This window comes from Methylobacterium aquaticum (assembly GCF_001043915.1).
GTDB classification, from domain to species: Bacteria; Pseudomonadota; Alphaproteobacteria; order Rhizobiales; family Beijerinckiaceae; genus Methylobacterium; species Methylobacterium aquaticum.
The window spans coordinates 1-24,538 of sequence record NZ_LABX01000138.1 but is presented as its reverse complement, the minus strand read 5'-3'; the positions used below and the strand labels follow the sequence as shown (position 1 = coordinate 24,538).

Annotated in this window: 22 protein-coding genes and 1 tRNA gene; 9 read left to right on the top strand and 14 right to left on the bottom strand. The window is 70.8% G+C overall.

Features of this window, described 5'->3' with window-relative positions:
- Positions 1–175 precede the first annotated feature (175 nt).
- The 3 genes from otnK to ltnD form a co-directional block, all read right to left on the bottom strand.
- Positions 176–1,444 (bottom strand): 3-oxo-tetronate kinase, encoded by a 1,269-nt coding sequence (gene otnK / locus VP06_RS17960; protein WP_048465150.1) that lies wholly within the window; start codon positions 1,442–1,444, stop codon positions 176–178.
- Positions 1,441–2,223, bottom strand: a complete 783-nt coding sequence (gene otnI / locus VP06_RS17955; protein WP_048465149.1) for a 2-oxo-tetronate isomerase — start codon at positions 2,221–2,223, stop codon at positions 1,441–1,443. Before otnI ends, otnK begins: the two co-directional genes overlap by 4 nt.
- A 319-nt stretch (positions 2,224–2,542) precedes the next feature.
- Positions 2,543–3,454 carry an L-threonate dehydrogenase gene (gene ltnD / locus VP06_RS17950; protein WP_048465148.1) on the bottom strand — a complete coding sequence of 304 codons (912 nt, stop codon included), beginning with the start codon at positions 3,452–3,454 and terminating at the stop codon, positions 2,543–2,545.
- Between the two features lie 191 nt (positions 3,455–3,645).
- Here ltnD and VP06_RS17945 point away from each other — a divergent pair, with 191 nt between their 5' ends.
- The 3 genes from VP06_RS17945 (at position 3,646) to VP06_RS17935 (ending at position 8,111) form a co-directional block, all read left to right on the top strand.
- Entirely contained in the window at positions 3,646–4,692 is a 1,047-nt protein-coding gene (locus tag VP06_RS17945; RefSeq protein WP_048465147.1) for a LacI family DNA-binding transcriptional regulator, read from the top strand.
- 14 nt (positions 4,693–4,706) lie between these two features.
- Positions 4,707–5,369 carry a 3-oxo-tetronate 4-phosphate decarboxylase gene (gene otnC / locus VP06_RS17940; protein ID WP_048465153.1) on the top strand — a complete coding sequence of 221 codons (663 nt, stop codon included), beginning with the start codon at positions 4,707–4,709 and terminating at the stop codon, positions 5,367–5,369.
- A gap of 378 nt (positions 5,370–5,747) precedes the next feature.
- Positions 5,748–8,111 carry a bifunctional diguanylate cyclase/phosphodiesterase gene (locus VP06_RS17935; protein WP_245291223.1) on the top strand — a complete coding sequence of 788 codons (2,364 nt, stop codon included), beginning with the start codon at positions 5,748–5,750 and terminating at the stop codon, positions 8,109–8,111.
- A gap of 91 nt (positions 8,112–8,202) precedes the next feature.
- Here the strand turns inward: VP06_RS17935 and VP06_RS17930 are convergent.
- Positions 8,203–8,278, bottom strand: a tRNA-Glu gene (locus VP06_RS17930).
- 101 nt (positions 8,279–8,379) lie between these two features.
- Between VP06_RS17930 and VP06_RS17925 the strand changes: the two genes are divergently transcribed.
- Positions 8,380–9,414: an RluA family pseudouridine synthase gene (locus VP06_RS17925; RefSeq protein ID WP_048465145.1), complete on the top strand. Its 1,035-nt coding sequence runs from the start codon at positions 8,380–8,382 to the stop codon at positions 9,412–9,414.
- A 275-nt stretch (positions 9,415–9,689) separates the two neighbouring features.
- Positions 9,690–10,580: an RNA polymerase sigma factor RpoH gene (rpoH, locus tag VP06_RS17920; protein ID WP_048426417.1), complete on the top strand. Its 891-nt coding sequence runs from the start codon at positions 9,690–9,692 to the stop codon at positions 10,578–10,580.
- Here the strand turns inward: rpoH and VP06_RS17915 are convergent.
- Entirely contained in the window at positions 10,577–11,515 is a 939-nt protein-coding gene (locus VP06_RS17915; protein WP_048465144.1) for an AEC family transporter, read from the bottom strand. The genes rpoH and VP06_RS17915 overlap by 4 nt on opposite strands.
- A gap of 551 nt (positions 11,516–12,066) precedes the next feature.
- Between VP06_RS17915 and VP06_RS17910 the strand changes: the two genes are divergently transcribed.
- On the top strand, positions 12,067–13,758 hold the full coding sequence (locus VP06_RS17910; RefSeq protein ID WP_048465143.1) for a methyl-accepting chemotaxis protein: 1,692 nt from the start codon (positions 12,067–12,069) through the stop codon (positions 13,756–13,758).
- A 64-nt stretch (positions 13,759–13,822) separates the two neighbouring features.
- On the opposite strand, the gene VP06_RS17905 is transcribed toward VP06_RS17910, so the two are convergent.
- The 6 genes from VP06_RS17905 to VP06_RS17880 form a co-directional block, all read right to left on the bottom strand.
- The gene (locus VP06_RS17905; RefSeq protein ID WP_048465142.1) at positions 13,823–15,157 is read right to left on the bottom strand and encodes a hypothetical protein; all 1,335 of its coding nucleotides are present in this window, start codon (positions 15,155–15,157) and stop codon (positions 13,823–13,825) included.
- Positions 15,158–15,228: 71 nt separating this feature from the next.
- On the bottom strand, positions 15,229–16,521 hold the full coding sequence (locus VP06_RS17900; protein ID WP_048465141.1) for an adenylosuccinate synthase: 1,293 nt from the start codon (positions 16,519–16,521) through the stop codon (positions 15,229–15,231).
- Between the two features lie 141 nt (positions 16,522–16,662).
- Positions 16,663–17,025 (bottom strand): hypothetical protein, encoded by a 363-nt coding sequence (locus VP06_RS17895; protein WP_048465140.1) that lies wholly within the window; start codon positions 17,023–17,025, stop codon positions 16,663–16,665.
- Positions 17,026–17,280: 255 nt separating this feature from the next.
- On the bottom strand, positions 17,281–17,601 hold the full coding sequence (locus VP06_RS17890) for a HigA family addiction module antitoxin (RefSeq protein ID WP_048465139.1): 321 nt from the start codon (positions 17,599–17,601) through the stop codon (positions 17,281–17,283).
- Between the two features lie 46 nt (positions 17,602–17,647).
- Positions 17,648–17,929 (bottom strand): type II toxin-antitoxin system RelE/ParE family toxin, encoded by a 282-nt coding sequence (locus VP06_RS17885; protein WP_048465138.1) that lies wholly within the window; start codon positions 17,927–17,929, stop codon positions 17,648–17,650.
- Between the two features lie 210 nt (positions 17,930–18,139).
- A complete protein-coding gene (locus VP06_RS17880; protein WP_048465137.1) occupies positions 18,140–18,991 on the bottom strand; it encodes a D-amino-acid transaminase in 852 nt (283 codons plus the stop codon).
- A 197-nt stretch (positions 18,992–19,188) separates the two neighbouring features.
- Between VP06_RS17880 and VP06_RS17875 the strand changes: the two genes are divergently transcribed.
- On the top strand, positions 19,189–20,115 hold the full coding sequence (locus tag VP06_RS17875) for a dihydrodipicolinate synthase family protein (protein ID WP_048465136.1): 927 nt from the start codon (positions 19,189–19,191) through the stop codon (positions 20,113–20,115).
- Between the two features lie 63 nt (positions 20,116–20,178).
- Here VP06_RS17875 and VP06_RS17870 read toward each other — a convergent pair whose 3' ends face one another.
- Entirely contained in the window at positions 20,179–21,162 is a 984-nt protein-coding gene (locus tag VP06_RS17870) for a hypothetical protein (protein WP_245291222.1), read from the bottom strand.
- Between the two features lie 83 nt (positions 21,163–21,245).
- Positions 21,246–21,896 (bottom strand): alpha-ketoglutarate-dependent dioxygenase AlkB, encoded by a 651-nt coding sequence (locus VP06_RS17865; RefSeq protein ID WP_082167471.1) that lies wholly within the window; start codon positions 21,894–21,896, stop codon positions 21,246–21,248.
- 182 nt (positions 21,897–22,078) lie between these two features.
- Between VP06_RS17865 and yddG the strand changes: the two genes are divergently transcribed.
- Positions 22,079–22,972, top strand: a complete 894-nt coding sequence (gene yddG, locus VP06_RS17860) for an aromatic amino acid exporter YddG (RefSeq protein ID WP_048465134.1) — start codon at positions 22,079–22,081, stop codon at positions 22,970–22,972.
- Positions 22,973–23,151: 179 nt separating this feature from the next.
- Here the strand turns inward: yddG and VP06_RS17855 are convergent, their stop codons facing one another.
- Entirely contained in the window at positions 23,152–23,922 is a 771-nt protein-coding gene (locus VP06_RS17855) for a sulfite exporter TauE/SafE family protein (RefSeq protein ID WP_053081896.1), read from the bottom strand.
- Between the two features lie 184 nt (positions 23,923–24,106).
- Between VP06_RS17855 and ruvC the strand changes: the two genes are divergently transcribed.
- Positions 24,107–24,538 (top strand): crossover junction endodeoxyribonuclease RuvC (gene ruvC / locus VP06_RS17850; RefSeq protein WP_048465133.1); only part of this gene is annotated, 432 nt, incomplete at its 3' end.

Here is a 24,538-nt window from a genome sequence, read left to right as displayed (position 1 = left end):
ATCAAACAGCGAGAGAAGCTTCGCGATGGCAACGCAATCGTGAAGCGCTCTAACGGATAACGTCGTTCCGCAGGCATGCGGCCGTCCGACCGGCCGGAGCACTGTCGGTCCCGCTCTCCCACCCGCGACCTCAGGATGAGGTCGCGGGTGGGAGAGCGGGTGTCGCGACTTCGGCTTACGGCATCAACGTGAGCGCATCGGCGAAGAAGTCCGGCCCGCCGAAATTGCCCGACTTGAGTGCCAGCCACATGTCCCGGTCAGTGGTGCGCAGCACCGGCACGCCGGCGGCGATCTCGGGGCCGACGCGGAAGGCCGGCAGCCCGAGGCGGTCGACCACGGCGCCGGAGGTCTCGCCGCCGGCCACCACCAGCCGGCGCACCCCGTGGGTCACGAGTCCCTCGGCGATCCGCGCCATCGCGGCCTCGATGGCGTGGCCGGCGGCGTCGCGGCCGTAGCGCGCCTGGACCGCCGCCACGTCCTCCGGACCGGCGCTGCTGGCCATCAGCACCGGACCGTCGCCGATCCGCTCCATCGCCCAGGCGAGCGCCGCGCCGGCCTCGTCCTCGCCGGCGAGCAGCCGCGCGGGATCGAGGCGGCGGACCGGCATCGCGGCCTCGGCCCGGGCGATCTGCCCGAGGGTCGCCTGCGAGCAACTGCCGGCGAGGCAGGCCGCCCGGCCGCCGATCGGGCCGCCGAGATCGGTATCCGCGGCGGCGGGAGCGACCCGGCCCGCCGCCACCAGGGCGCGGGCAAGCCCGAGGCCGAGGCCCGAGGCGCCGGTCGAGATCTTTCGGGTGAGCGCCGCGGCGCCCAGCACCGCGAGGTCGCGGTCCAGCACCGCATCGGCGATCGCCGCCCCCTTGCCGTCCCGGGCGAGCGCGTCGAGGCGCGCGCTCACGGCGTCACCCCCTTTCGCCACCGTCGCGAGGTCGATCAGCCCGACTCCCGCCCGGCTCTGGCGGGCCAGCACCCGCACGAGATTCGAATCCCGCATCGGGTTGAGGGGATGGTCCTTCAGCGGGCTCTCGGCGAGCGGCACCGCCCCGACGAAGAGATGGCCGAGATAGACCGTGCGCGCCGTCTCCGGGAAGGCCGGGGTGACGAGCGCGATTGCCTCGCCGGCATCCTCGCGCAGCGCATCGGTGACCGGGCCGATATTGCCGGCATCGGTCGAATCGAAGGTCGAGCAGACCTTGAACAGCAGGTGGCCGGCGCCCCTTGCGGTCAGCCACGCGGCGGCCTCGCGCGAGCGCGCCACTGCCTCCTCGGCGGGGATCGACCGGCTCTTGAGCGAGACCACGACGGCATCGACCTCGGGCAGCGCGAGATCGTCCGCCGGCACCCCGATGGTCTGCACCGTCCGCAGACCCGCCTTGGTCAGGGTGTTGGCGAGGTCGGAGGCGCCGGTATAGTCGTCGGCGATGCAGCCCAGCGCCAGGGTCATGCCCGTGCTCCCTTGTAGGCGTCGAACCAGCCGAGGCCGGCGCGCGTACCGGCCCGCGGGTTGTACTCGCAGCCGATGAAGCCGTCATAGCCGAGACGGTCCAGCTCGGCGAACAGGACGGCGTCGTTCATCTCGCCGCTGCCGGGCTCGTGCCGCTCCGGCACGCTCGCGGTCTGGACGTGGCCGATCATCGGCATCAGCGCCCGCAGCCGCATCGTCACGTCGCCATGCAGGATCTGGCAATGGTAGAGGTCGAATTGCAGCTTCAGGTTCGGCAGCGCCAGGCCATGGATCAGGTCGGCGGCGTACCCGAAATCGTTGAGGAAGTAGCCCGGCATGTTGCGGGCGTTGATCGGCTCGAGGACGAGGTCGAGCCCTTCCATGCCTAAGCGCTCCGCCGTCCAGGCGACGGCGCGGCGGTAGGATGCTTGCGCCGCGGGGTCGGTCCGGTCGGCCATGCCGGCCATCAGGTGCAGGCGTGTCACGCCCGTCGCGCGGGCATAGGCCAGCGCCGTCTCGACTCCGTCCTTCAGCTCCTCGAACCGGTCGGGGAGCGCCGCGAGCCCGCGCTCGCCCGCGGCCCAATCGCCGGGCGGCAGGTTGAACAGGGCCTGGGTCAGGCCGTGCGCCCGCAACCGCTCGCCGATCGCCTCGGGCGGGTGGTCGTAGGGAAACAGAAACTCGACCGCCTCGAACCCGGCTTCCGCGGCTTGCGCGAAGCGATCGAGGAACGGGACTTCGGTGAACATCAGGGTCAGGTTCGCGGCGAAGCGCGGCATGAAGGTCCTCCCTTGATCGGTGTGGGGCGCCGCCGCCCTGGCGGGCGTGCGCCTGTCGTCGAACCGCCCCGAACGGCCCAAGGCACGCGACGGTGCCACCATGTCCACGGCATCCCCCAGGGCTATCCGGGGAAATGGGTGGCGCGGGTATCTCCTTCCTCCGCAACGACGTCGGGCTTGACCGACGTCGTCCGTCGCTTGCTGCTCCCGGGCAGGCCCGGGATCTGTCGGGGAGAGGAGACCTTGCGCCTCTCCCATACGATGGGCAGCCACGGGATGATGCGGAGGGCATCACTGCGTTAGATGGGAACCTGGCGCGTCAGCCCGCCCCGCCCGGCAACGCCGTCCCGGTCACCTGGGCGTAGATCCGCGCCACCGAGGCGTCGTCGTCGCGGCCCATGCCGGCGCCCGATGCCATCAGGAACATCTGGAGGGCGGCCGCCGCCACCGGCACCGGGAATGTCTGGGCCCGCGCCATGTCCTGCACGATGCCGAGATCCTTGACGAAGATGTCGACCGCGCTGCGCGGTGCGTAATCGCCGTCGAGCACGTGCGGCATGCGGTTCTCGAACATCCAGGAATTGCCGGCGGACGCCGTGATGACCTCGTAGACCCTGCGCAAGTCGAGGCCCTGGCGGGCGGCGAAGGCCATCGCCTCGCTGGCCGCGGCGATGTGCACGCCGGCCAGCAACTGGTTGATCATCTTGAACGCCGCGCCCTGGCCGGCGGCGTCGCCGAGTTGGTAGAGCTTGGCCGCCATGGCGTCGAGGGCGGGCTTGGCGCGCGCGAAGGCCGCGGGGCTGCCCGAGGCCAGGATCGTCAGCTCTCCTTGGGCGGCGCGCTGGGCGCCGCCGCTGATCGGCGCATCGAGATAGTGGCGGCCCGTGGCCTCCAGCCTCGCGGCGAGGCGGCGGGCGATCTCCGGGTCCATGGTGGCGCAGGAGACGAACACCGCACCCTCCGGCATCGCCGCCGCGGCGCCGTCCGGCCCGAACAGGACCGCCTCGGTCTGGGCCGCGTTGACGACGACGCAGACCACGATCCCCGCCTCCGCCGCCGCTTCCGCCGGGCTCGCCGCGCCGCGCCCGCCCTCGGCGACGAAGCGCGCCACGTTATCCGGTGCGACGTCGCTGCCGGCGACGTCGAGGCCGGCCCGGCGCAGGGCCTGCGCCATGCCGTAGCCCATCGAGCCGAGACCGATCACCGCGACGCGGGCGGGTGTGTCGCTCATGCCTGTCCTCCCTGCGGACCGTGACCGGCCCGGATCTCGCGCGATCTGATGCCGCGCCGTCGTCCCCGCTCTAGCATCGAATTGGCAGCGCTGCCAATGTGGATCATGGATCCATTGAGCCGGCCCGGGAACCATGACATCGTGGCGGCCCCGAGCGTCCGTGACAAGGTGCCGGGGAAAGGGGAGGGCGGATGGACGAGGGGCGCAACGAGGTCTTCGCGGACGACGAGGACGGGTTGCGGGAGGGGGTTGCCCGGCGCCCGATCACCCTGGCGGACGTCGCCCGCGAGGCGCGGGTCGGCGAAAGCACGGTGTCGCGGGTGCTGCGCAGCCACGGCTCGTTCTCGGAGAAGACCCGGGCCCGGGTCGAGGCGGCGGTGACGCGCCTCGGCTACGTGCCGAACCGCATCGCCGGGACGCTGGCGTCGACCGGCTCGCGGCTGATCGGCATCGTCATCCCGTCGCTCACCAACATCGTCTTCCCCGATCTCCTGCGTGGCGCGACGGCGGCCCTCGACCAGGAGGGGTTCCAGTCGGTCATCGCCGTCACCGATTACGACCAGGACCGCGAGGAGGCGGTGGTCGGCTCGCTCCTGAGCTGGCGCCCGGCCGGGCTGATCGTCACCGGGCTCGAGCACAATCCGGGCACGCGGCGGCGCCTGCTCGCCAGCGGCGTGCGGGTGGCGGAACTCCTCGACACCGACGGGCCGGGGCTCGACATCGTGGTCGGCTATTCCAACCGCGCCGCCGGCGAGGCGAGCGCCCGCCACCTCGCCGGCCGCGGCTATCGCCGCATCGGCTATATCGGCCACGACCTCTCGAAGGACAAACGCGCCGCCAAGCGCTATGCCGGCTTCCGCGAGGCCCTGGGCCAGGCCGGGCTGGCGCTGGCCGGCGAGGAGCGCGTCGCGACGCCGTCCTCGGTCGAATCCGGCCGGCACGGCCTGGCTTCCCTGCTCGCCCGGGTGCCGGACCTCGACGCGGCCTATTTCTCGAACGACGACATGGCGCTCGGCGGCTATTTCCATTGCCTCGCCGGCGGCCTCGCGGTGCCGGACCGGCTGGCCCTGTTCGGCTATAACGGCCTCGATGTCGGCCGGCTGATGCCGCAGCCGCTGGCCACCATCCGCACCCCGCGGGTCGAGGCCGGCGCGACGGCGGCGCGGCTCCTCTGTGCCGGGGGGCCGGCGACGGTGGTGGATCTCGGCTTCGAACTGATCGAGGGAGCGACGGCGTGACGGATGTGTCGGCGATGAGCGAATCGGCGTTGCGCGAGGCGATCTGCCGCTTCGGCCGCTCGCTGTTCGAGCGCGGCCTGACGCCGGGCTCCTCCGGCAACATCTCGCTGCGGCTCGACGACGGCGGCTGGCTGGTGACGCCAACCAACGCCTCGCTCGGCTTCCTCGATCCGGCCCGGATCTCCCGCCTCGACCGCGACGGGCGGCTCCTGTCGGGCGACACGCCCACCAAGGAAATTCCCCTCCACGGCGCCCTCTACGACAGCCGGGCCTCGGCCCGGGCGATCGTGCATCTCCATTCCACCCACGCCGTCGCGGTCTCGATGCTGCCGGAGATCGACCCCCGCGCCGTGCTGCCGCCGCTGACCCCCTACAGCCTGATGCGGGCCGGCGCGGTGGCCCTGGTGCCGTATTTCCGCCCCGGCGACCCGGCGGTGGCCGATGCGATCCGGGGCCTCGCCGGGCAGTATTCCTCGGTGCTGCTGGCCAATCACGGGCCGGTTGTGGCCGGCGACAGCCTGGAGGCGGCGGTCTTCGCCACCGAGGAGCTGGAGGAGACCGCCAGGCTCTACCTGCTCCTGCGCAACCTCAACCCGCGCCACCTGACCCCGGCACAGGTGCAGGACCTGGTGGCGCATTTCGGCCTGAGCCTGCCGGAGCACGGACACGATCACTGAACCGTCAGGCCATCGGCCTCCACGGATCCTTCTGCGCGAGGAGCATCGAGCGCGAGCGTCTGCCCGCTCGGCGAGCGGAGTAGCGCGGCGACGCTCGAACGATCGCCGGCCACGCGGCTCCTCGGAGCGTCGAGCCGTTCTCTCGTCACCGGTGCTGCTCGCCGGCACGGCCCGCGCGAGCACCTGCCGTTGCGCTTCGAGCGCCCGCCAGGGCGATGGGCGCGGGGCCAGACAGGCGCCGTCGTCGCGGCACATGTTAAGCGTGCGCGAAAATAAGGCTCTCTCTGGGTCTTCCGACGATGATCCCGCGTCCGACGTCGCTCGAAATTAAGATTTTCAGCCTCTCTCGGAGCGAGAGAGGTCGCGATGCAGGCAATCTTGACGTGCGTCATGCAGGGTCATGACGGAAAAATCCTGTTCCTCGCCGCCGCCGTCTGCGCGATCGGCGTCTACGCGGCGTCGGCGATCGCCTCGCACGCCGCCCGCTCAGAGGGCCCGGCGCGGCGCCAATGGGCGCTCGCCAGCATCGTCGCCTCCGGCTGCACCGCCTGGGCGACGCACATGATCGCCCTCCTGGCCTTCGAGCCCGGCATGGAGGCCGGCTTCGAACCGGTCCTGACCGCGCTCTCCCTCCTCCTGGTGATCGGGGGCATCGGCGCGGGCGTCGGGCTCACCCTCGGCCAGCGCCGGCGCCTGCGCCGCTTCGCGGCCGGGGCGATCCTGGGGCTCGGCGTGACGGCCCTGCACTATGTCGGTCAGGCGTCCTACCGGGTGACCGGGCAGGTCGCGTGGGATCTCAGCCTCGTGGCCGGCTCGGTCCTGGCGAGCCTTGCCCTGTCGGGTCTCGGGATGGTCGCCGCCGGCGAGCGCAGCCGGGTCCTGCGCCGTGCCGCCGTCCCGCTGATTCTCGGCTCGATCGTCGTCCTACACCTCTGCGGGATGACGGCGCTGAGCCTGACCTACGACCCGCGGGTGCCGCTGCCGGCCACCGCGATCGCCCCGTCGACGATCGCCCCCATCATCGCGACCGTCTCGGTCAGCCTCCTGGTGCTCGCCTTCGTCGGGCTGCGCATGACCCTGGCGGCGCGGGCGCAGATGCGCCGGGACCGCGAGCGCTTGCGCGAGCTCGCCAGCCTGGCGCTCGAGGGGCTCGCGGTCTGTGACGACGCCGGCAGGATCACCACGGCCAACCGGAGCCTCGAGCTGCTGTCGGGCCTCTCCCAGGGAGAGCTGATCGGTTGCGGCATCGCCCGGCTGCTGCCCGGCCTCGTTCTCGCCGACCTGCCGGAGCAGGAGGAGCGCGACGCCGAGCTCGTCGACGCGGGCGGGCAGGGCGTGCCGGTGCGGGTGCTGCGCAAGGACATCGCGATCGGCCACAAGCGCCAGACCGTCGTCGCCTTCCGCGACCAGCGGGAGCGCCTGCGCTCCGAGGCCCGGCTGCGCACGCTCGCCTTCACCGACGTCGTTACCGGACTGGCCAACCGGGCGCGGTTCGGCGACCTTTTGGCGCACCATGCCGCCGTCCAGCGGACCCGGGATGCCGGCCAGGAGAGCGGCATCGCCGTGCTGATGCTCGATCTCGACCGCTTCAAGTTCGTCAACGACACGCTCGGGCACGGAATGGGGGACGCGCTCCTGCGCAAGGTCGCCACGCGCCTGCGATCCGCCGTCGCCGAGGCGGACGTCGTCGCCCGCTTCGGCGGCGACGAATTCGCCATTCTCCTGCTCGGGGTCGCGGAGGCCGGCCAGCCCCGGGCCGTCGCCGCGCGCATCGTCGCGGCGATCGACCGCCCCTTCCTGCTCGACGGGCAACTCGTCCATGTCGGTGTCAGCGTCGGCGTCGCCATGGCCTGCGACGCCACCGGCGGGGCCGAGGAACTGCTGCGCAACGCCGACCTCGCCCTGTACAAGGCCAAGGCGGAGGGCAAGGGGACCTTCCGGATGTTCGAGCCGGCCATGGCCGAGCGGATGCAGGCCCGCAGCCGGCTCGAGGCCGACCTGCGCCGCGCCCTCGGCGCCGGCGAGTTCGAACTGCACTTCCAGCCCCTCGTCGACGTGCGGACCGGGGCGGTGACGGCGGCGGAGGCGCTCGTCCGCTGGCGTCACCCGGAGCAGGGGCTGGTCTCCCCGGCCGACTTCATCCCCCTGGCCGAGGAGACCGGACTCATCATGCCGCTCGGCGCCTGGGTACTGCGCACTGCCTGCCTGCAGGCGGTGTCGTGGCCGCGAGAGATCAAGGTCGCCGTCAACCTGTCGCCGGTGCAGTTCCGCGACGATCGGCTGCCGGAGACCGTGGCGGAGACCCTGCGGGCAACGGGCCTGGAGGCCGACCGCCTGGAGCTCGAGATCACCGAGGGCGTCCTCCTCGACGACGAGGAGCGCACCCTCATGATGCTGACCAAGCTCCGGGCGACCGGCGTCGGCCTCGCGATGGACGATTTCGGGACGGGCTACTCCTCGCTGAGCTACCTGCGCCGTTTCCCCTTCTCGAAGATCAAGATCGACCGGTCCTTCGTCCGCCTGCTCCCGGACGATGCCGAGAGCGCCGCGATCGTGCGGGCGATCATCGCCATGGGGGCGGGCCTCGGCATGGCGACGACGGTGGAGGGGGTCGAGACCGCCGAGCAATACGCCTTCGTGGCGGCGGAGCGCTGCGGGCAGGTCCAGGGCTACCACGTGAGCCGGCCGCTGCCCGGGACGGCGTTCCTCGGCTTCCTCGGCGATCTGGAGGCGGCGGCCTGAGGCGCCGCGCGGGACGGGCTCCGGCGGCACGACCGAACCGCGGAGCAGCCGGACTTTGCGAACGATGAAGCGTCGGAGGACTCTCCGGCCGTGGCGCTCCCAAGGGGACTCGAACCCCTGTTTTCGCCGTGAGAGGGCGACGTCCTAGACCGCTAGACGATGGGAGCTTGCCGGGCGGGATGGCGGGTGTATAGCCACGGGCCTGGACGGGCACAAGCCCGAAATCGTATCCCGGCTGCGTTTTCGGAGATGGCGCGGGAGAGACGGTTTGAGCGAGGCCCAGGTTCGGGAGGCCCAGGTTCGAGAGGCCCAAGTTCGGGAGGTAGAGGTGCGGGAGGGAGTGATCCCGCCGGGGGAGGGGAGCGAGCGCCTGGACCGGGCCCTGGCGCGGCTGTGGCCGGACCTGTCGCGCAGCCGCTTGCAGGCGCTGATCCGCGACGGACAGGTGACCCTGGAGGACGCGACCATCGGCGACCCTTCCGCCAAGGTCACGGGCGGCCAGCGCGTCGCCGTAACGGTGCCGCCGCCGCGCCCGGCCGAGCCGGAGCCGGAGGCCCGCGACCTCACCGTGGTCTACGAGGACGACGACCTGATCGTGATCGACAAGCCGGCGGGGCTCGTCGTGCATCCGGGGGCGGGCAACGACAGCGGCACGCTCGTCAACGCGCTGCTCGCCCATTGCGGGGCGAGCCTGTCGGGCATCGGCGGAGTCGCGCGGCCCGGCATCGTGCATCGCCTCGACAAGGACACGACCGGCTTGATGGTGGTGGCGAAGACCGACCTCGCCCACCAGGACCTCTCGGCGCAATTCGCCGATCACGGCCGCACCGGGCCCCTGGAGCGGGCCTATCTGGCCCTGGTCTGGGGCAGGCTGGAGCCCGCCATCGGCACGATCGATGCCGCGCTCGCCCGCTCGGAGCGCAACCGCGAGAAGATCGCGGTGGTGCGGGAGGAACGCGGCCGCCACGCGATCACCCATTACCGCATCGAGGCCATGCTGGGGATGCAGGAGCCGGTCGGGCTGGTGCGCTGCCGGCTCGAAACCGGGCGCACGCACCAGATCCGCGTGCATCTGGCCCATCGCGGCCATCCCCTGCTCGGGGACGCGGTCTATGGCGCGGCGTTCCGCACCAAGGCGAACCGCCTGGAGCCCGAAGCCCGGGCGGCGCTCGATGCGCTCGGCCGCCAGGCCCTGCATGCGGCGCTCCTCGGCTTCCGCCATCCCCGCACCGGCGACTCCCTGCGCTTCGAGAGCCCGCCGCCGGCCGACATGGCCCGGCTGATCGCCGCGCTGACGCCCTGAATTCGGCCGCCCGGCGGGACGAAACCTCCCCGCCCGGACGTTCGATTGACGGAGAGGCCGCGGTGGACTCGCTCTGGTGGACCCACTCGGGAGCCGTGCGGCACCGCACGCGGCGAACCGCCACGGCCGTCCGAAACGCCGGCTCATGCGTTAGTCGCCACACCCGTCGCTACCGGGCCGGACCGCTCTCTGATAAGGTGGCGGATCGAACGACTGGCCAGCGGGGGTCGTTCGCGCTCGCCCATATCGTCGAGGGGAGCATTCAGGAGGTTGGAATGGCTGCTGCACTTCCCGTGCTCGCCAATGAAGGGGGCCTGTCGCGCTACCTGGACGAGATCCGCCGGTTTCCGATGCTGGAGCCGACGGAGGAGTATATGCTCGCCAAGAGCTGGCGCGAACATGGCGATCGTGACGCCGCCCACAAGCTCGTGACCTCCCATCTGCGGCTCGTGGCCAAGATCGCCATGGGCTATCGCGGCTACGGCCTGCCGATCGGCGAGGTGGTGTCCGAGGGCAATGTCGGCCTGATGCAGGCCGTCAAGCGCTTCGACCCCGACAAGGGGTTCCGCCTCGCTACCTACGCGATGTGGTGGATCAAGGCGGCGATTCAAGAATACATTCTGCGCTCGTGGTCGCTCGTGAAGATGGGCACGACCGCGAACCAGAAGAAGCTGTTCTTCAACCTGCGCAAGGCCAAGGGCCGCATCTCGGCCCTCGACGAGGGCGACCTGCGCCCCGACCAGGTCAAGCAGATCGCCACCCGCCTCGGCGTGCCCGAGCAGGACGTGATCGACATGAACCGCCGCCTCGGCGGCGATGCGTCGCTCAACTCCCCCCTGCGCGAGGAGGGCGAGGGCGAGTGGCAGGACTGGCTCGTCGACGACAGCCCGACCCAGGAGACCGTGCTCGCCCGAGAGCAGGAGGGCCAGAACCGGCTCGCCGCCCTTAAGGACGCGCTCGGCGTGCTCAACCCGCGCGAGCGCCGGATCTTCGAGGCCCGCCGCCTCGCCGACGACCCGATCACCCTGGAGGATCTCTCCAGCGAGTTCGGCGTCTCCCGCGAGCGGGTGCGCCAGATCGAGGTGCGGGCCTTCGAGAAGGTGCAGGATGCGGTCAAGCGCAATCTCGCCACCCGTGAGGCGCCGCGGGCGGGGGTGCCGGCTTAAAGGGCCGGCACGACCCCGCAAGCCGTCAGGCCGATCAGCACCAGCGGCATCGCCACCATCGCCAGGACGGTCTGCACCGCCGTGATGCCGGCCATCAGCGGCGCATCGCCGCCGAGCTGGCGCGCCAGGATGTAGGCCGAGGAGGCGGTGGGCAGCACCTGGAACAGCAGGGCCGTGGTGAGGGCCGGCCCGTGCAGCCCGAGGCCCATCGCCACCAGCACGGTCGCCGCCGGCATCGCCAGGAACTTCATGGCCGAGGCCGAGACCACCGGCCCGATCCAGGCCCGAGCGCCCGAAAAGTCGAGCGCCGCCCCGACGCAGAGCAGGCCGATCGGCAGGGAGGCGGCGCCGAGCGTCCGCAGGGCGGGCTCCAGGCCGACCGGAAGGCCCCAGCCGAGGAGCCGGACCGCCATCCCGGCCAGCGACGACACGATCAGCGGGTTGGTGGCGAGCTGTCGAATGATGCCCCGCGGCGTCAGCCGCGCCGCGCCGTGGCGGGCGAAGACCAGCACGCACAGGATGTTGACCGTCGGTACGATCGCCGCATTGCAGATCGCCGCCAGCGCGATGCCCGTCTGGCCGAACAGGCCGGCGGCGAGCGTGACCCCGACGTAGTTGTTGAATCGCACGCTGCCCTGGAACACCGAGGTGAAGGCCGGCCCGTCGACCCGGAGGACCGGCCGCAGCGCGATCACGAGGGCCGCGACGATCACGGTCGAGAGGATCAGCGTCAGGGCGAGCGCGCCGACCGGCACCGCCTCGACCCGGGCGGTGGCGAGGCTGTGGAAGAACAGGCTCGGCAGCAGAACGAAATAGCCGAGCCGCTCGGCCTGCGGCCAGAAGCTTTCGGCGAGGAAGCCGCGGCGGCGCAACAGAAGGCCGAGGGCGGTGAGGAGAACAACCGGCAGGAGGGCCAGCAGGACGGCACCGGTCATGGCAGGGTCATCACGGCAGGGTCATCATGGCAGGGGGATTCAACGCCGGGCTGGCGTCGGACGGAGAACGGAGCGCCGCGAAGGCGGATCGGCGCCTCGCGAGAGCGTTCAGCTTAATGCGCCCGATCGCCCGCTCCCAGCCGCTCCGGAGATGGACCGCCATGCGCCCATGTGCCTGCACCGATCCGCGGCCCGCACGGTTCCTTCACCAGCCCGGCGATCGAAGGCTCGCATCTCGTTCCCCAGGCCGGCCTCTCCACTCGATTCGATAAAACCGATGCCGATCCCACGTCGATGACCTGAGGTCGGTTGTTGATTGCCTCCCGCGTCTTTGCAGTCTGCAAATGCAGCCTAATTATATGCGCAGATAAATTAATTTTTGCGATTCGCTTTGACCATAAATACTAGAAAATATCTCGATAGCGCAAACATCTAACTACGATCTAACACATTTTTGTTCTATCATGGACCCAACGAAACTATCTGTAACTTTTTCTTTTACCGGTAATTAATTGATACAGATCAGAAACAAGTAAATTGAGGCCGAACAAATGATCCGCTTGCCAGAATTCAAGATCCTGAACAAAATCGTCAGCATCGTCGTGCTGATCGGCTTGATTGGCGGTGGTTGCGTCTGGTACGCACAGGCTCGGATGACGACCATCGACGATGCCTACAGCCTCTTCATCAACCGGGAGGCCCGCGCCGTCGCGACCGCTCGACGCACGAACCACCTCGCCTTCGAGCTGAATTACTGGGTCTATCGCGTCATCGCCGAGACCGAGACCGACCAGATGCAGCGCGCCAATGCGGGGTTCGAGGCCGCCCTGCCGGGTGTGAAGGCGGTGCTCGCCGACCTGCGCACCGAGGCACCGTCCTTCGCGGCGCGCATCGACGCGCAGGTGGCCCGCATCGACCGCTTCGTCCGGGACGTGTCCGAGGTGCGTCGCCTCGGAACCGCCAACCGTAACGCCGAAGCGCTCGATCTCGTGCATCGGCTCATCGACCCGACCTTCGACGCCATGGTCACCGAGGGTACGAAACTCGCCGACGACATCCGCGCCTACATGGAGAAGGGCTCGGACGGTCTGACCGACGAGACCAACGCCACCCGCCAAAGCCTGATCGTCCTCAGCGCTTGCGGCCTTCTGGCCGGCCTCCTCGCGGCGACCCTGATCGCGGTCTTGAGCATCATCCGCCCCCTCGGCAACTTGGTCTCGGTGCTCCGGCGCATGGCCGCGGGCGACGTCGCGGCGGAGATCCGGGAGGCCCGGCGCGGCGACGAGATCGGCGCCGTCGGCCGCGCGGTCGAGGACATCAAGACAATGATGGCGCGCAAGGCCGCCGAGGAGGCCGAGATCCGGCGCCTCGCCGACGAGGCCGGCGCGCGCGAGCGCAAGCGCACGATGATCGAACTGGCCGACGGGTTCGAGCGGGCGGTGGGCGGCATCGTCGGCATCGTCTCGTCCTCGGCCACTGAGCTCCAGGCGACGGCCCAGCAGATGACCGCGACCGCGTCCGAGACGGCGTCGCAATCGACCACCGTCGCGGCAGCGGCGGACGAGGCGGCAGCCAATGTCGGCACGGTGGCGGCCGCGGCCGAGGAACTGGGGGCCTCGGTGCAGGAGATCAGCCGGCAGGTTGCCGGATCGGCCGGCGTCGCTCAGGCCGCCGTTGCCGAGGCCGACCAGACCTCGCAGCTGGTGCAGGACCTCGCCCAGGCCGCCGAGCAGATCGGCGCCATGGTCGGAATGATCTCGTCGATCGCCGGCCAGACCAACTTGCTGGCGCTGAACGCCACGATCGAGGCGGCCCGGGCCGGCGAGGCCGGCCGGGGCTTCGCCGTGGTGGCGGCCGAGGTGAAAGAGCTTGCCTCCCAGACCGCCAAGGCCACCGAGGAGATCGGCCAGCGCATCGGCCATGTCCAGGGCGTGACCGGCCAGGCGGTCGGCGCGATCGATGCCATCGCCGGGCGGATCCGGGAGATCAACGGCGTCACTGCCTCCATCGCGTCGGCGGTGGAACAGCAGGGCGCGGCGACCCAGGAGATCGTCCGCAACGTGGCCCAGGCCGCGAGCGGGACCACTGAGGTGACCGGCAACATCGCGGGCGTGGCGCGCGCCTCCGAGGATACCGGCGCAGCGGCGCATCAGGTCCTGGCCTCGGCCTCCGAGCTGTCGCGCCAGTCCGAGCATCTCTCGGCCGAGGTCGTCCGCTTCCTGGCGACCGTCCGGGCGGCGTGATGTCGGCGACTCGTAGGCAATCCGACCGACTACGAAATCCGGACGATCACGTCCGGATTTCGTCTCACGGCCGCCACTGCTCGAACGCTTCCCGCAGCACCTTCTCCCCGGCATTGCCCTTCTCGAAGGTCAGGATCGCCCGGTTGCCGTTGGCGTAGCGGATCGGCAGGTCGATCCAGTTGCGCTTGAGCATCAGGTCGGTGTTGCGCTCGATATCGGCCTTGAGGTTCGAGAGGCCGATCAGGAACAGGTTGTCGCGCACCGGCACCGGCAGGCCGGAGACGGGGGAGCCGCGCCCGGCCTCGTCGTCCTTGAACTGGATCAGGCCGACGTCGCGGACCGTCCGGTTCGGGTCGGTCGAGGTGAAGGTGAGTTCGAGGATGTGCGAGGCCGGCAGGGTCGCGTCGGTGTTGCGGCGCAGGACCATCGCCAGGCTCAGGCCCGCCTCTGGCACGTCGATGGTGCCGCGCACCACGGTCTGGAGCGGCTGGCCCTGGCCGGCATTCACCGCATCGAGGCGCCAGACCGCCCGGGCCTGCGTCGCCTTCGGCGGACCGTTCGGGGTGCTGTTCTCTTCGTAGAGAGTGCCGCGTTGGGCGACCGGGATGTCGGGCGTCGGCGACGGGCGGGGCGCGGCGCTGCCTTGCGGCGCGGCGGCGGATGCCGGGGCCGGTGCGGGTGCCCGCTCGCCGCCGACCCGGTCGGCGAATTTCGAATCCTGGTTCTCGGCCGGGCGGTTGGGGCCGTTCTCGGCGAAGCCCGTCGGCAGGGCGGCGGGGTTGTCGCGCAAGGTCCAGGCGGTGACCGCGATGGCGCCGACCACCGCCACCAGCACCGCCGCCACGATGCCGTTGCGCACCAGCCGAGAGCGGTCGCGCTTCGGCGCCACCACGTCGAGGCGGGGGCGTTGCGGGGCCGCGAGGCCGGCGTCAGCGGGCCCCGCCTCCTCGGCCGGCTCGTGGCTGCGCGGCCGGGCCGGCGGCAGCTTCAGCTCGACCGGCGGGCCGGCCTCCGGCAGGGCGTCGGCGTGGTGCGCGGCCGGCGGCTCGGGCAGCGGGGCGGGCGGCGTGGTGCGGGCCCGGGGCGCCGTGTCGTCCGGGAGCGTCCTGGCCGCCGGCGGAGGCAGGGCGTCCTGCGGCGTCGGCACTGGGGGAATGGGCTCCGGCCGGGCCTGCTCCGGGGCGGGCTGCCCGCCATGCTCGCTCTCGAGCCGGGCGATCGCCCGGTCGAGGGAGCGGCGTTCCGCCTCGATATCGGCCTCCGACAGGGGCGGATCGAGGGAGCGAAGCTGGCCGATCAGGGCCGCGCGGGCGCGCTCATAGACCGTGTGCCGCAAATCGGGCGAACGGTCGGGCAGGGCCTCGAGGGCACGGGCGAGCAGGGGATAGTAATCGGCCATGGTCGCCGCATGCCTTGTCGTGCGGGACGGCGGGCGTCAAGCATCACCCGCCTGTATGCGCAGGATTCCCCTCAATCCTCGAAGGGGTTGTGGACCAGGATGGTGTCGTCGCGCTCCGGCGAGGTCGAGAGCAGGGCCACGGGCGCGCCGATCAGCTCCTCGATCCGGCGCACGTACTTGATCGCCTGGGCCGGCAGGTCGGCCCAGGAGCGGCCTCCCGCGGTGGTCTCGCTCCAGCCCTCGAACGCCTCGTAGATCGGCTCGACCCGGGCCTGGTCGGCCTGGCTTGCCGGCAGGTGGTCGATCTCGCGGCCGTCGAGGCGGTAGCCGGTGCAGATCTGGATCGTGTCGAACCCGTCGAGGATGTCGAGCTTGGTGAGCGCGATGCCGTCGATCCCCGAGGTCCGCACGGTCTGGCGCACCAGGGCGGCGTCGAACCAGCCGCAGCGGCGTTTGCGCCCGGTGACGACGCCGAATTCCCGGCCGCGCTCGCCGAGCCGCTCGCCGATCGCGTCGGTGAGTTCGGTCGGGAACGGCCCCTCGCCGACCCGGGTGGTATAGGCTTTGACGATGCCGAGCACGTAGCCGATCGCCCCCGGGCCGAGGCCCGAGCCGGTGGCCGCCTGCGCCGCCACGATGTTCGACGAGGTCACGTAGGGATAGGTGCCGTGGTCGACATCGAGGAGCGCGCCTTGCGCGCCCTCGAACAGGATGCGCTGGCCGGAGCGGCGGGCATCGTCGAGGAGCGACCACACCGTATCGGCGAAGGGCAGGATTTTTGGCGCGATGGCCAGAAGCTCGGCCTTCAGCGCCGCGCCGTCGATCTCCTCGATGCCGAGGCCCCGGCGCAGGGCGTTGTGGTGGGCGAGCAGCCGGCCGATCTTGGCGTCGAGCATCTCGGCATCGGCGAGGTCGACGACGCGGATCGCCCGGCGGCCGACCTTGTCCTCGTAGGCCGGGCCGATGCCGCGCTTGGTGGTGCCGATCTTCAGAATCGCGTTCGAGGTCTCGCGGAAATGGTCGAGTTCGCGGTGCAGCGGCAGGATCAGGGTCGCATTGTCGGCGATGCGCAGGTTCTCGGGCGTGATCGCCACGCCCTGCTGGCCGATCCGGGCGATCTCCTCGACGAGGTGCCAGGGATCGACCACCACGCCGTTGCCGATGACCGAGAGCGTGCCGCCGCGCACCACGCCCGAGGGCAGGAGCGACAGCTTGTAGGTCACGCCGTCGATCACGAGGGTGTGGCCGGCATTGTGCCCGCCCTGGAAGCGCACCACCACGTCGGCCTGCTCTGAGAGCCAGTCGACGATCTTGCCCTTGCCCTCGTCGCCCCATTGGGCGCCCACGACGACGACGTTCGCCATATCACCGCTACCCGTCCCTGCCCGCCGCGCGAAAAGCCCCGGCGCGGGGATGGCGCGGGGCTGATCGGCTGCGGATGGTGTCACGCATCTGCGCTCTTCGGCGATCCCGGCCGGGAAATCAAGCGACGGCCGGGACCGGCCTTATTTCGCCTCGGTATTCGGGCCATGGCCCGGCAGTTCGCCCGGCTTGATCACCGGGGTCGAGTTCGGGGTCGGCTCCGGCGGCGTCACCGTCATGTCGGGCGTGCCGGTGGCCGGCGGCTTGATCACGCCGTCCGAGCGCTGGAGCTTGTCGCTCAGGGTCGAGCCGGTGGTGTCGGACTTGTCGGCGTTCGAGGTCGCGTCGCCGGGCCGCACCTTCTCGGGGATGGTCTGGTTCAGGGGCGGCAGGTTCGGGTCGCGGTCGCGCCCCTTCAGCGGCACGTCGGGCGACTGGGCGAGGGCGGCGGTCGTGCCGGCGACGATCGCCAGCATCGCCAGCCCGCCGCGCATCAGCTTGGACATTCGGTTTCTCCCAAGGATGGAGTCTCCCGTGGGAAACCGGGCCGGCACCTCAGGGTTCCGGCTCCGCTTGGCTTTACAACCGCCCATATGTCGATCCGTCTCTGCGCTTCGCATCCCGGCGACGCAGTGTCATACCAACGGCCCAAGATGCTGACGCATCGGGCCGTTGACCCATCTCGAATTTTCGATGTCAAGCCAGAGGCTTGGCGAAAATTCGAGAACAGAACCAAAGGTCGTTTTCAACGACCGTTGGTATCAGGCCACCTCTCGCTCCAACGGTCGAATCTCGTCGATGTCCGCACCGATCGCGTTGCGGGCCGTCAGAAGATCGAATTGGCTCTGAAGGTTCACCCACACCTGCGGGTCCATTCCGAAGTAGCGCCCGAGTCGCAAGGCCGTATCGGCGGTGATGCCGATTTCCTCGCGGGCGATCCGCTCGATCCGGGTCCGCGGCACCCGACACGCCTTCGCGATCGCATACGCCGTCAGGTTCAGCGGAACCATGAACTCTTCCCGCAGCACCTCGCCAGGGTGCATCGGCGGAAGGATTGTATCGGTCTCGTACTCGGTGCTCATGCCACTTTGTCTCCAGAGGAGCGGGGCGCTGCCCCAACAGTGGTGATTAGTGGTAGTCCACGATCTCAACGTCTTCCGGTCCGGTCTCGGTCCAGCGAAAGCACAAGCGGAACTGGTCGTTGATCCAGATGGCGTGCTGGCCTGCGCGCTCATCGAGCAATGGATGCAACTTGTTGCCCGGTGGAACCCTCAACGCATCGAGGGAGGTCGCCGCGTCGAGATAGTTGAGCTTGCGCCGTGCCGTCTTGAGAATGTGGGTCGGGATACCTTTCGGGTGCCGCCCCTCGAACACATCTCGGGTTTGATCATTGGTAAAGCTGCGGATCACGCCGCGGCCCCTCGTGGGCGATTAGTATCGCACAACGATACGCACCGTTCAAGCGAAATGTATCGGTGAGCGATACCAACGCGGCCGCGTCCCGCGCTCACGCCGATCGCAGAATATGGAAATGCCCAGGGATATCCCGGGCATTCCGCGGTCGGCTCAGTCCCCGATCCAAGGAACGCTTCAGGGCTCCACAGCCGGCCGGATGGATGCTCAGCCGGCCTTCGCCATCTCGAGGTACAGCTCGCGCAGGCGCCGGGTCATCGGGCCGGGCTGGCCGCCGCCGACGCGCTGTCCGTCGATCTCGATCACCGGCATCACGAAGGCGGAGGCCGAGGTGAAGAACGCCTCGGCGGCGCCGATGGCCTCCTCGATCGTGAAGGCGCGTTCCTCCACCGTCAGGCCGTTCTCCTCGGCGAGCCGCATCACCGCCCGGCGGGTGATGCCGGGAAGGAGCGCCGTCGAGAGCGGGCGGGTGACGATGCGGCCGTCCTCGGTGACGATGAAGGCGGTGGAGGAGCCGCCCTCGGTCACGAGGCCGTCCTCGTGCATCCAGGCTTCGGCCACGCCGGCGGCGGCGGCCTGCTGCTTGGCCAGCACCTGGGCCAGCAGGGCGACCGACTTGATGTCCCGGCGCTTCCAGCGCAGGTCCTCGACGGAGATGACCTTGGCGCCGCGCTCGGCGAGCGGATTCGCCGAGACGTTCTTCGCCTGCGTGAACATCACCACGGTCGGCGGCGTGCCCTCGGGCGGGAAGGCGAAGTCGCGCTCGGCGACGCCGCGGGTGACCTCCATGTAGACGAGACCTTCCCGGAGTCCGTTGCGGGTGACCAGATCCTCCTCGAGCGCCGTCCACTCGGCGATGGTGTGGGGGTTGCGGATGCCGATCTCGCCCAGCGAGCGGTCGAGGCGGGCGAGGTGGGCCTCGTTGTCGACGAGGCGCCCGTCGAGCACCGCGCTCACCTCGTAGATGCCGTCGGCGAACAGGAACCCGCGGTCCATGATCGGGATCGTCGCTTCCTCGAAGGGCACGAAGCGGCCGTTGACGTAGACGATGCGGGACATGCGGGGCCTTCCTCTCGCGGGGCCGACGGCGCGGCCGGTCACGAACATCCCGCTCTTGAAGCACCAGCCGGAGCCCGGCGGCAAGCGCGTTTCGGATTGCCCCGCCTTGCATGAGTCGGGCACGCGGCCGGCGCCCGCGGCGGTTGCGCGGGCCGCCACCCAGGACCTATCGTCCGGCGACACCGAGAGGAAACGACATGCGGCTCACCCCCGACGCGAAGGGCGTCTTCCCCATCGCCCCGACCCCGTTCCACCCGGACGGCCGCATCGACGAGGCTTCGATCGACCGGATGACCGATTTCTACGGCGAGATCGGCGCCACCGGCCTCACCGTGCTCGGCATGATGGGCGAGGCGCCCAAGCTCGACGGTGCCGAGGCGATCGCGGTGGCCTCCCGGGTGATCCGGCGGACGAAGCTCCCGGTCATCATCGGCGTCTCGGCGCCGGGCTTCGCCGCCATGGGCTCGCTGACCCGCGCGGTGATGGAGGCGGGCGCCGCCGCCGTGATGATCGCGCCGCCCTCGTCCCTGCGCACCGACGACCAGATCGTCGGCTACTACGCCCAGGCCGCCGAGGTGATCGGGCCCGACGTGCCGTTCGTGATCCAGGACTACCCGCTGACCTTGAGCGTGGTGATGACCCCGGGCGTGATCCGCCGCATCGTCGCCGACAACGCCAATTGCGTCATGCTCAAGCACGAGGACTGGCCGGGACTCGAGAAGATCTCGGCCCTGCGCGGCTTCCAGCGCGACGGGTCGATGCGCCGGATCTCGATCCTGTGCGGCAATGGCGGCCTCTTCCTCGACTTCGAGTGCGAGCGCGGCGCCGACGGCGCCAATACCGGCTATGCCTTCCCGGAGATGCTGGTCGATGTCGTGCGGCTCGTCGAGGCCGGCGAGCGTGACCGCGCCCACGACATCTTCGATGCCCATCTGCCGCTTCTGCGCTACGAGCAGCAGCCGGGGCTTGGCCTCGCGGTGCGCAAATACGTGCTGATGCGCCGCGGCATCCTGGCCTCGGACGCCCAGCGCAAGCCCGGCGGCGGCCTCTCGGCGACGGCGAAGGCCGAGGTCGATTACCTGCTGGAGCGGCTCGGGCGGCACGATCCGCGGGCGCGGCTCTGACCCCGGCTCGGTGCCGCCTTCCCCTCCACGACCTCGCGCCGAGGCCGTGGAGGGAACGATCGCTCAGAACGTGACGCTGTCCACCACCTTGCGGAAGCGCGGCAGCATCGCCTCGCGGTCCTGGGCCCGGACCACGCCGACGGCGCGGAAATAGCCGTCGGGCTGGAAGCGGATGGTCTGGGACACGACCACGGGCGTGCCCGAGGGCACGTCGACGGCCCGCGCCACGATCTCGTGCCAGTCGGCGCCGTTCTGGCGGAAGCTCTGCGAACGCTCGATCGCGAAGTCCTTCATCGTCTGGTTCGAGTAGAGCGCGGCCTTCGCGAAGGCGTCGCGCTGCTCGGCGGACGGCGCCGGCTGCACCGCCTCGGCCAGGACCAGGATCGGCTGCTCCAGGTTCATCATCTGGTCCTTCGGCCCGTCGGTGTAGAGCACCGAGTTGCCGCCCAGCACCCGCACCGGGCGGAAGCCCGCAGTGTCGACGACCCGGAAGGGCAGGGCCGCGACCTGCTGGTCGAGGGTGAGGGCCGGGCGCACCCGCACGCTGGTCAGCATCGCGCGCATCGCCTCGTCGGATTCGGCGGCCGGCAGGGTCTGGCCGATGATGATGCCGGTGACGGTCGGGTCCGAGACCAGGAAGACCCACTTGTGCAGGGCCGGCGCGCCGGTGGACGGTTCGACCGGCTGCTCGCCGGAGACCAGCAGGCCCTCGCGCCCATCGGCGAGCGTCAGGGTCTGGCGCGTCTTCACCACCAGGCCCTGGCTCTTCAGGTTCTCGTCGGTGAAGTTGGTGGTCAGGTCCTTGTAAGCCTGGGGCGGCAGCTCGACCACCGACACCGTGGCGCCGCCGCCCTGCCGCTCGAAGCCCGTGAAGCGGCGCGACACCACCATCTCCTTGGCCGGCGCGAAGCCGAAGCGCGAGCCGGGCGGATAGACCGGATCGGCCGCCAGTGCCCCGGCCGGCAGGCCCAGGAGACCGGTCAGGAGACCGGTCAGGAGGCAGGAGAGGAGCGCCGGGAGGCGCAGCGACAGGGGACTCGTCGACATCAGACTCGTCTCGGTTCGGAGGAGAGGCCGCCCGGGTTCGGGCGGCGGATTCGTCGGATGCGTCGGCCGTGCGCGCTCCGCTGTCAAGCGCGGCGGAGCGCCGAGACGCGCCGCAAGGTCAGGTTGAGGCGCCCGCCCGCCGCCACAGCCTCGGGCAGGACCGGCCCGGAGGCAGGCGCGAGAAGGTCGGCGGGCATGATGCGGTCGATGCCGTGAAAGATCAGGCGCGAGGGCCCGCCGATCACCAGGGCATCGCCGGAGGCGAGCCGCACCGAGCGGGTCGGGTCGGAGCGGGAGAGGCCGCCAAAGCGGAAGAGCGCCGTGGCCCCCAGCGACAGCGAGAGGACGGGGGCCGCGAAGTCCGCCTCGTCCCGATCCTGGTGCAGCCCCATCCGGGTGCCCGGCGCGTAGAGGTTGACGAGGCAGGCTTCCGGTCCGGCCGGGCAGCCGGCCAGCGCGGCCCAGGCGTGCAAGGCCGCCGCCGGCATTGCCGGCCAGGGCCGGCCGGTCTCCGGATGCGCCGCCTGGTAGCGGTAGCCGGCCCGGTCGGACACCCAGCCGAGGGGGCCGCAATTGGTCATCCGCACCGAGAACGGCCTTCCGGTGCGCGGCATCACCGGGGTGAAGGGCGGGGCCTCGCGCAGAACCGCCGCGAGGTCCGATGCGAGCGCGTCCTGCGCCGCGGCGTCGAGATAGCCCGGATGGTGGATCAGCCCGGGGGCGAGTTCGATCACGGCGCGTTCCTCTCGCGTAGCAGACGTGCGTTGGCAGGCCAACGCTTCGCCGGCTGAGGGTCTTGTTCGATCGCAGATTTATGCCTCCGAACCGGTGACCGTTTCGGCGAAACCGGCCGAGATGCGCTCTCCGACCCGATTTCCGGGTGAGCCGGCAGGCTCGGGCATGGTAGGGCGATCGCATGACGATCCGCACCGCCACCCTGATCGGCTCCGGCGCCATCCTGCTCTGGTCGCTGCTCGCCCTGTTCACTGCCGCCTCCGGCGCGGTGCCGCCGTTCCAGCTTGCCGCCATGACCTTCCTGGTCGGCGGGCTCCTCGGCTGCGCCAGCTGGGTCGTGCGGCCCTCGGGGTTGTCCGCCCTGCGCCAGCCGGTCTCGGTGTGGGCGCTCGGGATCGTCGGGCTGTTCGGCTACCACGCGCTCTATTTCGCGGCCCTGCGCCTCGCGCCGCCAGCGGAGGCCGGGCTCATCAGCTATCTCTGGCCGCTTCTGATCGTTCTGTTCTCCGCCCTGCTGCCGGGGGAGGGGGGCTTGCGCGCGGCGCATCTCGCGGGGGCGCTGCTCGGCCTCGCCGGCGTCGTCACGCTGTTCCTGGGCCGCGGCTCGCTCAGCTTCGAGGCGGCCGCTTTGCCGGGCTACGCCGCCGCCCTGGCCTGCGCCTTCCTGTGGTCGGGCTATTCGGTGCTGTCGCGCCGGGTCGGCGCGGTGCCGACCGATGCGGTGGCGGGCTTCTGCCTCGCCACCGCGGCGTTGAGCCTGATCTGCCACCTCGCTGTCGAGCAGACGGTGTGGCCGCAAGGCGCCGTGCAATGGGCGGCAGTGGCGGCTTTGGGGCTCGGGCCGGTCGGGGCGGCGTTCTATCTCTGGGACATCGGCGTGAAGCGCGGCGACATCCGCCTCCTCGGCGTCGGGTCCTACGCCGCTCCGGTGCTTTCCACCCTGATCCTCGTCGCCGCCGGCTACGCTCCGGCCACCTGGTCGCTGGCGCTGGCTTGCGGGCTCATCGTCGCGGGGGCCCTGGTGGCGACGCGGGCGGCGGGCGCGCGGGAGCCGGTGGCGGAGGGCGAGCGCTGACGAAGCCGGGGACGGAACCCGGTCGGCCTGCCTTAAGCGGATTTCGCCGACCCGGTCACCGCTTCGGCGAGATCTGCTTAGAGCATTTTCCGACCAAGTGGACACCGGTTGGTCGCAGAAAATGCGGCAAAATCAAATGCCTAGAGCACTGCCCGATCGCAACGTGATCGGGCAGTGCTCTAGCGGAGCGGCAAAGCCAGGCAGACCGCCACCAGGATCACCGCATAGGCAACCGCCCGGAACATCCGGTCGGAGGCATGGCGGAAGCCGTGCGATCCGGCCCAGAGGCCGAGGCCGTAGGGCAGGAGCAGCGGCACGGCTTCGGCGAAGCGGGGCGCGGTCACTACCCCGGTCGCCGTGAACACCACGCCGGAGACCAGGGTCGAGAGGCCGAAATAGGCCATCAGGTTGTCGCGCACCTGGGCCGCCGAGGCGCGCTGGCTGGCGAGCCAGAAGACGGCGAGCGGCATGCCGCCGAGCGCCGCGAACCCGCTCGCCAGCCCGGAGGCGCCCCCCGTGGCGAGCGAGAGCGGCAGCGACGGATCGGCCTTGTAGCGCCAGCCCGAAACCAGGGCGGCGAGCGCCATCACGATGGCGCCGGCGGTGATCCAGCGGGTCAGCGTCGGATCGAGACGGGTGAGGAGCTGGACGCCGACCGGCAGCAGGAGGGTGGAGCCGATGAGGAGCGGCACCACCTCGCGCCAGACCGCCCGCGGCGCCGAGCGGGCGCCGAACCACAGCGAGAACGGCGCGTCGACGACCCAGATCAGCCCGACCGCCGCGGCGGGACCCACGGCCGCGGCCGCGACCGGCACGAACACCATCGCGAAGCCGAAGCCGGTGAAGCCGCGCACCAGCCCGCCGACCAGGGCCGCGAGGAACAGGGTGGCGGCCCGGGCGTCGAGCGGCAGGACGTCGACGGGGGGCAGGGGGGCGAGGTCGAGGGACATCCGGTCACCACGCCCCCCGCGGTGACGATTCGTCAAGGGTGCCGGGCGCAACACTGTTCACGGAACGTCCCGCGCTGGCGGAGCGGCGTTTTCCCGGCTAAATCCCGGCGCTCTTCGCGCCGGAACGGTTTTTCGGCATGATGCGGGCGCCGCCTGCACCCACGGCAAGGACCTTCGAGCGGCGATGAGCGAACCGATCCGCATCCTCGGCATCGATCCGGGCCTGCGCCGCACCGGCTGGGGCCTGATCACCGTCACGGGCACCCGCCTCGCCTTCGTGGCGAGCGGCACCGTGACCTCGAACGGCGACGACGACCTCGCGACCCGGCTGTGCGCCCTGCACGAGGGCCTGACCAAGGTCGTCGCCGCGTTCACGCCCGACGAGGCCGCCGTGGAGGAGACCTTCGTCAACAAGGACGCCCAGGCGACCCTGAAGCTCGGCCATGCCCGCGCGGTGGCCCTGCTGGTGCCGGCGCTCGCCGGCCTGCCGGTGGCCGAATACGCCGCCAATCTGGTGAAGAAGACCGTGGTCGGCGCTGGCCACGCCGAGAAGGACCAGGTCGGCGCGATGGTGCGCTTCCTGCTGCCGAAGGCGACCGCCGACACGGCGGATGCG

Bases quoted from the DNA above. Each gene is read 5' to 3' on its own strand.
- otnK (WP_048465150.1), bottom strand. From the start codon at position 1,444: ATGACCCTGGCGCTGGGCTGCATCGCCGACGACTATACCGGCGCCTCC.
- otnI (WP_048465149.1), bottom strand. From the start codon at position 2,223: ATGCCGCGCTTCGCCGCGAACCTGACCCTGATGTTCACCGAAGTCCCG.
- ltnD (WP_048465148.1), bottom strand. From the start codon at position 3,454: ATGAGCGACACACCCGCCCGCGTCGCGGTGATCGGTCTCGGCTCGATG.
- VP06_RS17945 (WP_048465147.1), top strand. From the start codon at position 3,646: ATGGACGAGGGGCGCAACGAGGTCTTCGCGGACGACGAGGACGGGTTG.
- otnC (WP_048465153.1), top strand. From the start codon at position 4,707: ATGAGCGAATCGGCGTTGCGCGAGGCGATCTGCCGCTTCGGCCGCTCG.
- rpoH (WP_048426417.1), top strand. From the start codon at position 9,690: ATGGCTGCTGCACTTCCCGTGCTCGCCAATGAAGGGGGCCTGTCGCGC.
- VP06_RS17915 (WP_048465144.1), bottom strand. From the start codon at position 11,515: ATGACCGGTGCCGTCCTGCTGGCCCTCCTGCCGGTTGTTCTCCTCACC.
- VP06_RS17910 (WP_048465143.1), top strand. From the start codon at position 12,067: ATGATCCGCTTGCCAGAATTCAAGATCCTGAACAAAATCGTCAGCATC.
- VP06_RS17905 (WP_048465142.1), bottom strand. From the start codon at position 15,157: ATGGCCGATTACTATCCCCTGCTCGCCCGTGCCCTCGAGGCCCTGCCC.
- VP06_RS17900 (WP_048465141.1), bottom strand. From the start codon at position 16,521: ATGGCGAACGTCGTCGTCGTGGGCGCCCAATGGGGCGACGAGGGCAAG.
- VP06_RS17895 (WP_048465140.1), bottom strand. From the start codon at position 17,025: ATGTCCAAGCTGATGCGCGGCGGGCTGGCGATGCTGGCGATCGTCGCC.
- VP06_RS17890 (WP_048465139.1), bottom strand. From the start codon at position 17,601: ATGAGCACCGAGTACGAGACCGATACAATCCTTCCGCCGATGCACCCT.
- VP06_RS17880 (WP_048465137.1), bottom strand. From the start codon at position 18,991: ATGTCCCGCATCGTCTACGTCAACGGCCGCTTCGTGCCCTTCGAGGAA.
- VP06_RS17875 (WP_048465136.1), top strand. From the start codon at position 19,189: ATGCGGCTCACCCCCGACGCGAAGGGCGTCTTCCCCATCGCCCCGACC.
- VP06_RS17870 (WP_245291222.1), bottom strand. From the start codon at position 21,162: ATGTCGACGAGTCCCCTGTCGCTGCGCCTCCCGGCGCTCCTCTCCTGC.
- yddG (WP_048465134.1), top strand. From the start codon at position 22,079: ATGACGATCCGCACCGCCACCCTGATCGGCTCCGGCGCCATCCTGCTC.
- VP06_RS17855 (WP_053081896.1), bottom strand. From the start codon at position 23,922: ATGTCCCTCGACCTCGCCCCCCTGCCCCCCGTCGACGTCCTGCCGCTC.